Genomic DNA, 15190 nt, shown 5'->3' with positions numbered 1-15190 from the left:
TCGCCATCGGTATCTTCTCCATTGTCGTTGGTTCCATCACCATCAACATCGGCATCTTCATCGTTTGGAATACCATCGCCATCAATGTCATCGTCTGTTAAGTCACCTTCACCGTCATTATCCGTATCAATATCTATGAATAAATTAAAATTAACAGTACCTGATCCTGCTGCATTCGTAGCTGTTATAGTAAACTGGGTTTGCGCTAAAGCAACTGTTGGAGTACCTGTAATAACACCTGTTGTAGAACTAAAACTTAAACCAGAAGGTAAGCTTGGTGAAATAGCATATGAGACAATTGTACCTCCAGAATTTGTAGTACTAATTGTGGTTAAGGCAACATTAATTACACCATTGTAATCAGATTGACTTGAAGTAATAGCTGGTGGAGCTAGTGTTTGAATATTTGTATTTGTAGCAGAAGCTATAGGGTTACTAAATACATCTTGATAGCTTATTGTTACATTATAGACTGTAAATGAAAGCGCTGCACCCGAAGTTACATTTGTAATTGTTGTTGGGTCTGACCCAACTTCATAATTAAATGTAGCTGAAGTAGCATCTGTCATAGTCCAAACTGTAGCCATACTTCCGTCTGTTGGGGAGAAGGTTAATGATACAGAACCACTTAATGGTGCTTCTGGTAAAGTATAAGCTACTTGTAATGTAGTAGCACCTGTTGTATCTGTAGCTGGTAATGTTAGTAATGGCTCTTGAGTATTACCAACAGTAACTGTAATTGGATAATCTACACTACAACCGTTTATATTCGTATACGTAATAACTGTGTTTCCTGGAACCAAACCACTAACTTCACCATTTGCATCAACAGTCGCGTTTGTTGGACTAGAAGAAACCCATGCATTTGAAGTTGCAGGGGTTGTGGTTGCTGAAAATGTTACGAATTCACCAGCTGCAACTGAAGTGTCACCAGAAATAACTGGTGTAGGTTTAACAGTAACATCTATTGTAGCTCTATTACTCTCACATCCTGTAGTATCATTCATCTGAGAAACATAATAGGTTGTTGTTCCTGCTAACGAAATAGCTGGGGTTGGAGCTGTTGTACTTGCAGTTCCACCTGTTGCAGTTGTATACCAATTTAATGAATGGCCTGCTAATGCTGTTGCATCTAATGCTGAAGCAGTATCCCCTGCACAATAAGAAACGTCACTCACAACCGGCGCTGTTGGTATATTGTTAACTGTTACAACTATCGCTGCTCTTGGACTCTCACAAGGATTTGAAGATGAATCTCCAGATAATTCAAAATACATATCATCTGACTTAAGAACTCCGTTCAAATAACGATTTCCTGAAATAGCACTACCTTTATAAAATCTTAAACTTCCTGAACCTGTTTTTGTAAGTTCAAAATAGTATTCAGATCCTGCAGTTAATAAAATATTAGAATTACTAAATGTAAAAACAGGTGAATTTGCTGTACCTCCGGACTCAAGATAATCTGAATCTCCTTGTCCTAAAAGAGTTGTCTTAGATGGAGAATCATAAATCTTAGCAGTAATGTTAACTGAACCTGAAAAAGTATAGTTTCTAACAACAAGTTGCTTTAATGTAAAGTTATCGGAAACTGTAAACGTTTGACCAACACTACCACTCGAAGAAATATAATCACTTGTTGCTAATGAACCTCTAGAATTCTTTATTTCAATTAATTCTGACTCTTCTTTTTGACTTACATAATAAGTAGTAGTGCCTGCTGTTGAAGAATCAGGAATTGGCGCTGTTGTACTAGGTATTCCACCTGTTTCAGCTGTATACCATTGTAATGTATGGCCAGATAAAGCTGTTGCTGTTAAAGCACTCGCTGTTTCTCCTTCACAATAAGAAACATCACTTACAGCTGGAACCGTTGGTAAATTATTAACTTTTACAACAATGGATGCTCTAGGAGTTTCACAACCTGTAACATCATTTTTTTGACTTACATAGTATCGAGTTGTACCAACTGTAGATATATTTGGAGTTGGTGCTGTTGTACTTGCTGTGCCTCCTGTAGCAGTGGTATACCACTGTAATGTATAACCTACTGATTCAATTGCTTCTAATGGACTAGCTACATCCCCATCACAATACGTAAAATCAGACACTGTAGGAAGAGATACTACTGTTACCTCAATTGGAACTCTATCACTCTCACAAGTTGTTACATTACTTTGTTGAGAAACATAGTAAATTGTTGTACCTGCTGCAGTTGTAACTGGAATAGGCGCTGTAGTACTAGCTGTTCCTCCTGTAGCAGCTGAATACCAATTCAACGTGTTTCCAGATGTAGCCGAAGCAGTTAATGAAATTGCAGTTTCGTTTACACAGTAAGAAACGTTAGATACAATCGGTAAGGATGGTATTGCATTTACTGTTGCAGAAACAGCTATAGTTTTTGTAGTTGCTCCCGTAGATGAAATTGAAATATTCTGTGACAAATTTCCAGTGGTAGAATCTTTAAGCCTTACGTAAATAATTTTAGGAGAAACTACTGAATTTGACTGAGCTAGTGTAAGATTAGCAGAAAAATTAGATGAACTTGAAGTAGATATTTCATAATTACTAGGTGCATTTATTGTAATATCAGTAGTCAATAAGTTACCAGAAATTGTAAAAGATTGAACTGATGATGATATACCTTCACAAGACTCAAATGTGTTTAAGCTAGATGTTACATTTATTGTTGGTGGATCTGAAAGTGTATTTCTATAAATATTTATTCCTGTACCATTAGCACCTGCAACTATATCTGGTTTCCCATCTAAATCGATATCTATAGTTATAGGCGCAGTAGGATAACTGGGAGTTGGAACAGTAGAAAGGTACCCCAAACTATTTAGAACACCATTACCATCGTTTTGATGAAGCCTATTCTCAGATAAAATGTCAGGGTAGCCATCTCCATTTAAATCATCGGCAACTGTAAAGTCTGAATCGGAATTATTGCTAGAATAATCTGTCCTTGAAAAAGAGGACCCAGTGTATGAAGTTGCCGCAATTGAACCTGAATTATTGCTGTATACAGAAAGCCTACTACTTCCATGAGATGCAATTACATCTAAATCTCCATCACGATCTATATCTGTTATATCAATACTACGAACCCTATTACTAAAAGTAACAACATTTAAATCATTAAAAGTATATCCTAAACTATACGTGTTCATAAAAATATCTAAACGTGGACTAGAATCACCACCAAAAATAATGTCGGCTTTACCATCATTATTTAAATCTGCTAGTTTCGGAAATTCTCTTGACCCCATACGTTTAGTGAAAGTATGTGCGGCTGAAGTATTAAAAGAAATTACACCTGTACCAGGAGAAGAATTCTCAAATATTTTTACTTGCCCAGAAAAACCATTGTGCGTTAGTAAATCAATCAAACCGTCACCGTTCATATCTCCAGCTATCAAACCAAAACCACCTGAACTAATCGTTAAAGGAGTGCTGTCGTAAGAAAAGGTAGACGTACCATCCGAGGTAGTATTTGTATAGATGAAAATATTCTGATCGCTATTTTGCACTGCAAAATCAATTTTACCATCATTATTAAAATCTTCAACTACAACCGAAGCAATTGTTTTATTACCAACATTTATTGCTGTATTTGAAAAATCACTTGCTGAAATCTGACCTGGTGTAGAATTAGAATTTATAAAGATATGAAGTGTTCCGTCTTCACCTCCTACTAGAAGATCTGGCTTACTATCGTTATTTAAGTCCGCATAAACTAATGCTTCTCTATTAGTTGTATATCCAAGTTGAGCAAAAGAGTTATAATTAGTATTTACCCCACTAAGATTAATTGGTTCAGAGAAAGTAGAAGAGCCAAGAGTTCTATCTGTTAAAGAATTGGTTATTGCTAATTGAGTTGAGGAAACAACTTGTTGTTTGTTTGTTAAATTAATTACACTAATAGTGTTTATTCCTTTTGTTCCTTTTGGAATTTTAAATTGAATACTTGTACTACTAGCACTAAGAATTTGTGCTTTAGTTTTACTAACTAAGACAATATTATTAGAAATAGAAGAATCAAAACCTGTTCCTGTTAAAGTAAACGTAGCTCCTACAACTGCATTTGTAGTAGTGAAAGGCGTAATAGTTGGCACCGGGCGCTTTACTGTATATGTTAAGTTATAAACTTCACTAATACAACTAGTACTACTGTTCTTAACAGTTAAAACAAAGTCGTAAGTTCCTGCTACTGTATTAGAGGGTATTGTTATTGAGAGGTTACCAGAAGCACCTGTAAAAACCTCATCTACAATTTCTGTAAAGTTTTCTAATGCGTTTGTACCCGTGGTTAAAGAATAGGAATCTGGAGCATTCGAAACAGAAGTGTAAGGAATTGCAAAGGAAGTAGCTCCTAAAAATCCGCTATCTATAGCTGCTAAAGTAATTGAAGGGCTAGCGTTCACCGCTCTTGTAACATTAAACGTTTCTGAAGTAGCACCTGTAGAAGAAATTGTGATAGTCTTAGAGGCAGAGGCTGCTGCTGTAGCGTTCGCTTTTAATCTAGTATAAACTGTAGTTTCTTCAATACTACCAGAAGATTGATTTATTGTTAAAGAATTCGAAAATGTTGTGTTATCCGAGGAAAACTCTATATAAGAATTATCGTTAGAAGAAATACTTATATCACTTGTTAAATTTGAACCTTCAACCGTAAAACTTTGAGAAGACGAAGTTCTGCCTGCACATGTCTCAAAATCTGACAAAGATTGTGTAACAGTAATAACAGGTATTTCACCAACTTTATTTCTAATTAAATAAAATGAATAATTATCATTACCAATAATATCTAATTTTCCATCATTATCGAAATCTAAAACATTAATATCATTTAAATCATCAAGAGTACTGATTATAAGAGGTGATTCAAAGTTAGTGGATGTAGATAAAGAGGTTGTTATGTTTTTAATAAATTTTACGCCATCATTATCACTTGCAATAATATCAACATTGCCATCACCATCTAAATCTGCGAAAGTAATATCTAAAGAATTATTCATTGCAATTGAGTTTTGCATAGAAAATGATGGAGATCCGTTTGTTGAAGTGTTTAGATAAATTTTTAAATTTGATGATGTTGAGTAAACAATATCTAATTTTCCATCTTGATTAAGATCTACACTACCAATTCCTTTTACGTCTCCCGCTGAAGTATGAATTGAAACTGCTGCGCTATTAAAGTTTAATTGATTTGATCCAAATGATGTTTGATTATGATAAACATAAAAAGTAGTATTAGTTCCATAAAGCATATCAACTAAACCATCCCCGTCAGCATCAAAAATAACCGTAGCAAGTGGTAAATGAGGATAATTTCTATCGTTAGAATTATAATTTGAAGAAGATCCATTTCCACTATCCATCGAAAAAGAGTCTCCTGAAGAAGTATTTACTGAATTATACAAAAAATAACCACTGTTGTAGAATCCAATTAAATCGAATAACCCATCGCCGTTAACATCATAACTTGCAAGGGTATTTACATTATAACCTAATGGAGCAATATCATATCCATTATCAAATTCAAGCGAAGCAGGCGATGAATTATTAATATTAACCATACCGTCACTATGCCCGCCATTAGATAATGCAAAATCTAGTTTTCCATCATTGTTAAAGTCCATTGTTAACATTGCACCATTTGAATCATACCAACCTGATATTGCCTTACTGAAACTTTCTTTCACAAAAGAAGATGAAGACAATGTACCGGGCGTTGAAATATTTTTATAAATATTAAGGGTACCATTTTTCTCATAATAAGCAATATCCATTTTCCCATCATCATTAAAGTCACCAAACAAATGTGAATTTGATTTATTATAACTAGTTGATCTAAAGGAATTTGTTAACAAAATATTTTCACCAAATGAAGAAGAAGTTAATAACTCATTAGAATAAGAAGCTGTAGTTAAAAATTTATTATTTGAATGGACGCTTTTATTTGTAGCGATATTTGTTACTAGTAATTTTCCATAACCAGTTCCTGAAGGTATAGTAACTTTTAACTGCGTAGCAGTTGCTTCAGTCACAGTACATTTCATACCATTAAGTCTTACAATATTTTCATCTGTATTACTACTAAATTGAGTTCCGGTAATTGTAACTGTATCACCGACCTCTGCACTAGTTGGACTAAAAGAAGTAATTGTTGGTGCTGGATCACTAATAGTAAAAGTTATATTGTAAACTTGGCTCTCACATGAACCAGATGTGTTTTTTACAGTTACATTAAAGTCATATGCACCAGGTGCAGAACCAGCTGGTATAGCTACAGCTAAATTACCTGAATTACCCGTAAAAGCTGCATCTGTTATTGCTGTAAAATTAGGCATTGCATTTGAACCTGTTACAACCGAATAGGCATCAGGGGAATTTGTTACCGAAGTAAAAGGAATATTAAAACTTGTTGCACCTAACACTTCTTTAATTGAAGAACTCATCGTTATTGTAGGAGAGGCATTTATAGAACCTGAAAGTGAAATATCAGACCTATCAACAGGATAACTTCTATATCTAAGATTTCCTGAAAAATTACCCGAGCTATTATAAGATAAGCGTACGTATACTTTTTTATTGAATATATTACCATTTGTTCTCGTAAGAGTTAGAGAAGAAGTAGTATATCCAGAGTTTTCACTTTCTGATATTTCAAAACCTCTAGGAGGATATAAAATCAAGTCGTTATCTAGGGCAATCCCCTCTATTTCAATAAATTGAACAGAAGCTTGATTATTAATACATTTTGTGAAATTGTTTAAATTCTCCGTAATATTAACAGTTGGAGTAGCAAATCCGTATTCTGAATCTGCAATTGCAAATTTTTGAGTATTTAATGGTTCTGTATAATTAGTTAATGTTAGCGTTGTTCCGTTTACAGCTACTCCAGTTGTAATCTTCTCCCAAGATGAGGTTGTAGTATCAAAAAAGTATAAGGCCGGATTTGTTAAAATTCCAGTTACTAAATCATCACTATTCCAATTAAATTCTATCGTTGATGAGTCGCTACTATTTGTATTTGTCTTAGAAATCAAAAACAATTTTTGTAAAGCGTTTTTAGATCTTGAAAAGGAACGAGAGGGACTATTACCATCATTAGCAACATCGTCTATAACAGCAACGGAATACGAATCTAAAGTGCTTCCGTTATTAGTTATTTTAACGGGGTTGAATGTAGTCTCGCCAACAGGAAATTCTACTACTTGACCAGATGGAACATCTCTTTTAAGAGTTGGGCCAATGTAAGACATACTTACATAGTTTGAAGCAGAAAAATCTAAAATATCTCCTTGAACGTATAAGGTAGCGCCTATATTAAATTTGCCATCATAAAATTTCAATTTTCCTGAAATGGTTATTGGATTATTCATGCTATAACCACTAGGAAATCCTTTTAAATTAAAGGTTGCGTTAGTAAATGTAAAAGCAGCATCTCCAAACCCTCCTTGAGCCCAAACGCCTTGATCTAAAAACCATCTTCCGTGAAAATCTAAACTAGATGAGTATCGAGGAAAAAAATCAAGGGGGTCACCAATTATATTTCTACCTATATGAATTTTACTTCTAGAAAAACCTAAATAATCTCCTTTACCATCATTGTTAAAATCAACCGAAAATATACCCGAATAAGAATCTGCAGAGGTTAGAAATAAGGTTTGATCAAAATTAGTACTTAAAATAGGACCGCTAGTTAATGTCTCATTCTTAATTATTCTAATAGCAGAACCTCCATTAAAATCTCCTGTAACAATATCTAAAGTTCCATTACCATCAAAATCAGAAACAGCAGATTGCCACACATAATTGGAGCCCGCACTATTGAAGTAAAAGTTGTTTGTAAAGTGAGAAGCAGCTAATGACCCTGAGGAATAAGCATTTTCGAAGATAACAATTCCATTAGTTACTCCCAATACTATGTCTAGTTTATTGTCATGGTTTAAATCTGCTGTTGAAATTGAAAAACCAGTTTTAGAAAGATTTGGAATATTTATAATGTTGTATGTAAAATTACCACTTATAGAAGTATTATCTATGATTACCATACCAGTACCATTGTAAGTACCTGGTAATAAGATGTCTTTATCACCATCCCCATCTAAATCAGCCGCTTCAATATCATTAATTGCAGCGGTTGTTGTTATTGAAATAGGAGAATCAAACAATATGGTGTTTGTACCCGATACAGTATTATTTAAATAAACATCTAAAACGCTTCCACCTCTAGTTGAAGACATTACGTCTAGCTTGCCATCATTATTAATGTCAGCTATTTCAATAATAGAAGCGCTATTAAAGGTAATTGTTTGTAAGGCATTAAATGAAATTGTTGATAATGACGAGTTGTTCACTAAAATTGATACTGTTGTATTGCTATGAGTAGTTATTAAGTCTGGTTTACCGTCATTGTTTAAATCGGCAGATACAATATTTATTGGAGCTGAATTAACAGAAAATGTAGAAGATGTAAAATCGGATACTGAAAATTCTGTCGTAGAAATATCATTCTTAAATATTTTAACAGCTCCTTGCAAATTGTCTACTTTCGCAAAATCGATCTTACCATCTAAATTAAAATCATTTGGTACACCTACGTGAATGGCAGAATTCCATGCTGCAGAAGATACGGAAGAAGGGTTAGTGGAAGATGTGATATCAAATTTATCAAAGAAGTTCCTGCCCAATTCTCCTTGATCTCCACTTTTAGAAACAATAAATTTATTAGAAGAACTAGCATACAAACCAGAACTAATATTTAAAACTGAAATAGTTGAATAATTTGCTCCTGGAGGAACCGTAACAACTATTTGAGTTCCAGAAGTACTTGTAACAGCCGCCTTTATTCCTCCAAAATAAACTACATTATTTGCTGCAGTGGCATCAAAACCTGTACCATTTATCGTTACTGTGTCACCTACCTCTGCGCTCGTTGGAGAGAAAGAAGTAATTGTTGGTGGTAAAACCGGAACTGTATATGAACTAGAAGACAAGGTGCTACCAAAAGAATTTGTTACACTTAAATTTCCAGCAGTAGTGTTTGCAGGTGCAACTGCTTTTAAATATGTATCAGAAACTACATCAATAGAGGCAGCATTTACGTTATTAAATTTAACAGCAGATGCATTACTAAAGTTACCGCCATAAATATTTATAGTTGAACCTGCAGTAATTACACTTGGATTAAAAGATGAAATTATTGGTTCATAATTAGGGATATATAACCTAGGCTCAGACCTTGAACTTGTTGCCACAAAACTTGGAACGTTACTATTTGCAGTATCAATAAAAAGTCTCATTCCAGCTTCTACAAAAACACCTCCTACTTGGCCACTTCTATATAAATCCCAATTGGATGTTGAAGCGTTATATTTTTTTAGGTAAGCTCTCCAATCTACTCCCGTATTCTGATATACAACAAAAGGAGTATTATCACTATCAAACGAAATATCAAATGAAAAGCTATTGAAATTATTATACGTACTATTAAAAATCTTAGTCCCGGAATTGGTTAAATCAACCCAAGTTGAACCATTCCATTTATGTACAAAAACTTTACAAATGTTTTCAGAGTTTGAAACTTGAGAGTACGCAACATATATATCTCCATTTGGAGCATTTACTACCCTCTGATTTCTAACTCTTGTTCCTCCTGGTAAATTATTACCCATTTGAGTCCAGCTTCCCGAAGCATATTTCATTACAATTACTCCGTCATTACCTATGTATGGAGAACTGACAGCTATAATTATATCCCCAGAAGAATTAACTAATGGAAAATAATTATTAAGTATTGTGGCTCCTCTATCTCCTTGCTGATATAAAATATCTAAAGGAGTTGTGGCCGGGGTTGCATTTGGCGGGTTCAATGTTAAATTATTCCAACTTATTCCATCAAATTGATAAACATAAAATCCAGAAGAAAAATTACCACCCCATGGCGTTACAATAACAGGATTTCCCGAATTATCAATTGTAATTCCTGGTTTGCCTTGACCACCAGTTACTATAAATCCTGGCAAACCTACATCAACCCAATTACTGCCATTAAATTTTTTACAAGAAAGTTTGTAAACACCTGAAACAGACTCTATATATGTAGCATATAAATCACCATTTGATTGGTTTATTGCAATATTTGGACTGTAAACTTGAAAATCTGAAAAACCTGCAGAACCGACCACATCCCATGAAACACCATTGGATTTTTGCACAGTTGCTTTATTTCCATTATCAACATCTTGCAATATTGAGTATACTTCTCCAGTAGCTTTGTAACTCACAGCATTATGATAACCCTTTGAGCCGCCACTAGTTTTTGTTTTCCATTGACCGTAAGAAATGCTTGTAGTAAACTGTAAAAAAACAACAACAAGTTGAAAAATGTATTTCTTTATTACAACATTTTTTTTTGTTTTTCTAAATGGCTTTTCCATCATAATTTATTTCTATGGTGATTATATTCTTAGTAATCCGGGTTATAATTAAATTTTGTTCGATTTTTTTAGTTTTATAGGAATTCGATTACCTAAAATAATGTTACAGTTTGTTGGATTTATTTGTAAACATTTTTGCATTTTACTTAACAACATTTCTTTTTCTTGCAAACACTATTGCTTTTTTCTAATTGAAATTTTTGTAATTCTTTTTTTAAAAAAACATACTTTAATAGAAGCATTGCGAAAACGATTTTTCTTCTTAAAAGACAATTAACAAGCAAAATAACAATTCCACACAACAGTGTGCACTAGTTTGTATGAGCTAGTAATACTTTTTTTAATAAACAGTACTCTTGTTTTTAAAAAAAAGTACTACTTTTGCAACCTATAATCCCCCAATACAGTAACTAATGGAATTTCTAATATTGGCACTATTCTTGTGTCTTTATATTTTTTCGAGAAAATATAAAAATTTAAAAATTAGACTTTTAAGCACCTCGGTAGGTATTTTTCTGTTATATGCCATAGCGCATACATCAGTTAACTCTTCAGGATATAGCATACTAAAAACTATATTATTTAACCATTGCACACCACTATATCTATTGGCAGGGCCAAGTTTTTATTTTTTTATTAAAATAGCTATAAATGATCGTTTTGAGTTTAAAAAGAAACACTTATTTCACTTGATACCGTTTGTCATTCAAATTATTGCGATATCTAAATATACCTTGAGTCCTTGGGCAGATAAAATGCAAATTGTTGGTAGTATCTATCAAAATCCAGCAATACAGGCAGGAATTAATGTAAATATATTCTTTAGCTCTCAAACTAATTATACTATTCGATTTATTCATTTATTAAGCTACTTTATAATTTCTTTTTTTCTTTTAAAAAAAGAAAAAAAATGCAAAAAGGTTGTAAAATTAAAAAGGGTAACAAAAATTATGATTGCTATAATTTTATTATACTCTCTGCATTTGCTCTTAATTATGTCTCAAGGCATTTACAATTCAATAATAATTAAAGTAATTATAGCTGTAGATCTTGTTTTATTATTTGTGCTTATTTTTGAATTTATTAAATCTCCAGAGCTTTATTTAAGTTATAAAAAAATGAGAAAATCTTATTTAGGAGAGTCACCTTATGTTTATTCAAGAACTCAAACAATGATTAAAGATGATCATAAAAAAAGGATAAAACTAAGACTAGAAAAGATTCAAGAAAATCATTCATTTTTTACTGATCCTAAAAATAATTTTAATGACTTCGCTGCTTTAATTAATTATCCCGATTATTTAATTAGAGCCTATTTAAAATCAGAAAATACAAGTTACATTGATATAAAGAATAAAGTGAGATTGGATTTTGCTAAAAAAATATTAAAAGAAACTAAGCTTACCTATAATTTAGATTATGTAGCAAAAAAAGCTGGTTTTAACTCTAGATCAAATTTCTTCTCTATTTTTAAGAAGTATGAAAATTGTACACCAAGAGAGTATTTAAAAAACAAATAACTGTTTATGAAGTCTAACCATTCATAAAAATTTATAGCTAAAATATGTTTTGTTAAAGGTTTACCATCTCCTAAATATTTTTAATATGCTTTAACTTATTTCTTTTGTCTTTTCGCTGTACTTTATATGTATCATTGGCTTTGCTTACTAATTTTTAATTTTTACTATCAAATATAAATCACAAGCTATTTCATTTATTTTTCGTTCAACTATACCTTAATCTACTTAAAAATCTCACTACCTTTGCAGCATGACACATAAAGCAGGTTTTGTAAATATTATTGGTAATCCTAATGTTGGTAAATCAACTTTAATGAATGCCTTGGTAGGCGAAAAACTATCCATTATTACGCCAAAAGCGCAAACCACAAGACATCGTATTTTAGGTATTGTAAATGATGAAAATCATCAAATTGTATTTTCTGACACACCTGGAATTATAAAACCAGCCTATGAGTTGCAATCTTCTATGATGGATTTTGTAAAATCTGCCTTTGAAGATGCCGATATTTTAATCTATATGGTAGAAGTTGGCGAAAAAGAATTAAAAAATGAGGCGTTCTTCAACCGAATAATTCATAGTGAAATCCCTATTATTCTTTTATTAAATAAAATTGACAAGTCGTCTCAAGAACAAGTTGAGGAAAAAATTGAATATTGGAAAAACAAAGTACCCAATGCAGATGTTTTTGTAATTTCTGCGATAGAAGGCTTTAATGTATCTGCAGTTTTTGATAAAATAAAAGCTTTATTACCAGAAGGACCAGCTTTTTATCCTAAAGACCAATTAACAGATAAACCCGAGCGCTTTTTTGTAAACGAAAAAATTAGAGAAAAAATTCTAATGCATTACAAAAAAGAAATCCCTTATTCTGTAGAAGTAGAAACCGAAGAATTTATAGAGGAAGAGAATATTGTAAGTATTCGCTCTGTAATTATGGTAGAAAGAGACACTCAAAAAGGCATTATTATTGGGCATAAAGGAACGGCCATTAAAAGAGTTGGCGCAGAGGCCAGAAAAGATTTAGAAAAATTCTTTGAGAAAAAAGTATTTATAGAACTTTTTGCTAAAGTGAATAAAAATTGGCGAAGTGATAAAAACCAATTGAAACGTTTTGGTTACAATCAGAAGTAATTTTTTTTAAGGCGCCTGCCTGCGGTAGGCAGGTTTTAACGGGCTTTCCATTGTATCTTTTTGGCAAAAAAGCCAAAAAGGATGCCATTTCAATCCCTAACGCGCTTACTCATTCTCTAAAAAAGCCTAAATATTAGCTATCATAAATTCGTGCAATTGCTTCATTTGGGGGGTACCAGTATCTTTCCCTATTTTTCCTAAAAAATAAAGTAAAAACCAAATTAAGGGTAAAACTACCATCATAATTATAGGAAAAACAAATGATTCTTTTAAAGACAGTTTAGAATACAACATCACACAGAAACCAAGAAAAGCAATAGCAACTGCAAAATGAACGAACATAAAAAGCGTCCAAACTTGTGGTTTAGGACCAAAAAGCCCTTTTAACTCTGTTGTATTATTTTCTTTTTCTAAAAATTCTAAATGCAATTGAGGAGACCAAAAATGTTCTTTATTTTTGGGAACCGATATAAAAACATGCCCATCAACAACCTTCCCTCGAAAAGTATTTGCACCGCTTTGTAAAACCGATTGAAACCTATTTAATAATTGTTGATGATCTTCTTGTAAATCAATAGAAAATCTTGGTCTTAAAAACAATTCGCTATTTCTTTTTTCAATTAAAAGTTGCTTTTCATCATTCATAAATACGGAATTTAGAAGTGTTTCAATTTACAATAATTTATCGTTCAGTTAATTGTATCTTTGCAAAAAATTTCAACCAAATGAATAGTATTGTTGCCATTGTAGGAAGACCAAATGTTGGTAAATCTACACTTTTTAACAGATTAGTACAACGTAGAGAAGCAATTGTAGACTCTGTAAGTGGTGTTACTAGAGACAGACATTATGGAAAATCTGACTGGAATGGAAAAGATTTTTCTGTGATAGATACAGGTGGTTATGCTATTGGTTCTGATGATATTTTTGAAGAAGAAATTAGAAAACAAGTAGCTTTAGCCATTGAAGAAGCAGATATTATTGTGTTTGTGGTAGATGTTGAAGAAGGTATAACACCTATGGATGCTGAAGTTGCCAAATTACTTAGAAAAGTAAAAAAACCAATTTTTGTTACGGTTAATAAGGTAGACAATGCAATGCGAGAAGCAGATGCTGTAGAGTTTTACAACCTAGGTTTGGGAGATTACCATACTATATCTTCAATAAACGGAAGTGGAACAGGAGATTTACTAGACGCGTTAGTGATAAAAATGCCAGAACCAGAACCTGTAGATTTAGAAAAAGACGAATTACCAAGATTTGCTGTAGTTGGTAGACCAAACGCAGGAAAATCTTCTTTTATAAATGCTTTAATTGGTGAAGATAGAAACATAGTTACCAATATTGCTGGTACCACAAGAGATTCTATTGATACTAAATACAATCGTTTTGGTTTCGATTTCAATTTAGTTGATACTGCAGGAATCCGTAAAAAATCTAAGGTTAAAGAAGATTTAGAGTTTTATTCTGTAATGCGTGCAGTGCGTTCTATTGAATATTCAGATGTAATTGTTTTAGTGGTAGATGCTACTAGAGGTTTTGAAGGGCAGGATCAAAATATTTTTTGGTTAGCAGAAAAAAACAGAAAAGGTGTTGTTGTTTTGATTAATAAGTGGGATTTAATTGAAAAAGAAACCAACACAATGCGTGATTTTGAAGCCATGGTTAAAAAACAAATAGAACCTTTTACAGATGTGCCTATTGTTTTTATTTCTGCATTAACCAAACAACGTTTGTTTAAAGCTATAGAAACTGCAGTTGAAGTTTTTGAAAAAAGAAAAAAGAAAATACCAACTAGCAAGCTAAACGATGCCATGTTAGACTTGATAAAAAGCTACCCACCACCAGCTACAAAAGGTAAATTTGTAAAAATTAAATACTGTATGCAGTTGCCAACACAAACGCCGCAGTTTGCTTTTTTCTGTAATTTACCACAATATGTAAGAGACCCATACAAACGTTTTTTAGAGAATAAACTAAGAGAAATTTACGATTTTTCTGGTGTACCCATTACCATTTATTTTAGGCAGAAATAAGTTTTAACGTAAGCTTAGTGTTATTTAAAAGACTAATAGCTTAGTATT

Annotated in this window: 5 protein-coding genes; 3 read left to right on the top strand and 2 right to left on the bottom strand. The window is 32.6% G+C overall.

Annotation, left to right across the window (positions count from 1 at the left end; genetic code table 11):
* Positions 1-10454: FG-GAP-like repeat-containing protein (locus Q0684_RS10660; RefSeq protein WP_299016415.1), on the bottom strand; the 10454-nt coding region annotated here is incomplete at its 3' end.
* Positions 10455-10864: 410 nt separating this feature from the next.
* On the opposite strand from Q0684_RS10660, the gene Q0684_RS10655 reads away from it, so the two are divergent.
* Together Q0684_RS10655 and era are read left to right on the top strand one after the other, a co-directional pair.
* The gene (locus tag Q0684_RS10655; RefSeq protein ID WP_299016412.1) at positions 10865-11971 is read left to right on the top strand and encodes an AraC family transcriptional regulator; all 1107 of its coding nucleotides are present in this window, start codon (positions 10865-10867) and stop codon (positions 11969-11971) included.
* Positions 11972-12221: 250 nt separating this feature from the next.
* Positions 12222-13106, top strand: coding sequence for a GTPase Era (gene era, locus Q0684_RS10650; protein ID WP_299016409.1), 885 nt, complete (start codon positions 12222-12224; stop codon positions 13104-13106).
* A 126-nt stretch (positions 13107-13232) separates the two neighbouring features.
* Here the strand turns inward: era and Q0684_RS10645 are convergent, their stop codons facing one another.
* Positions 13233-13751 carry a GTP-binding protein gene (locus Q0684_RS10645; protein ID WP_299016407.1) on the bottom strand — a complete coding sequence of 173 codons (519 nt, stop codon included), beginning with the start codon at positions 13749-13751 and terminating at the stop codon, positions 13233-13235.
* An 80-nt stretch (positions 13752-13831) separates the two neighbouring features.
* Here Q0684_RS10645 and der point away from each other — a divergent pair, with 80 nt between their 5' ends.
* Positions 13832-15142 (top strand): ribosome biogenesis GTPase Der, encoded by a 1311-nt coding sequence (gene der, locus Q0684_RS10640; RefSeq protein WP_299016405.1) that lies wholly within the window; start codon positions 13832-13834, stop codon positions 15140-15142.
* Positions 15143-15190: the final 48 nt, after the last annotated feature.

This window comes from uncultured Polaribacter sp. (assembly GCF_947503875.1).
Lineage (GTDB): Bacteria > Bacteroidota > Bacteroidia > Flavobacteriales > Flavobacteriaceae > Polaribacter.
The sequence above is the reverse complement of the archived record's forward strand: the minus strand, read 5'-3'. Positions and strand labels throughout refer to the sequence as shown.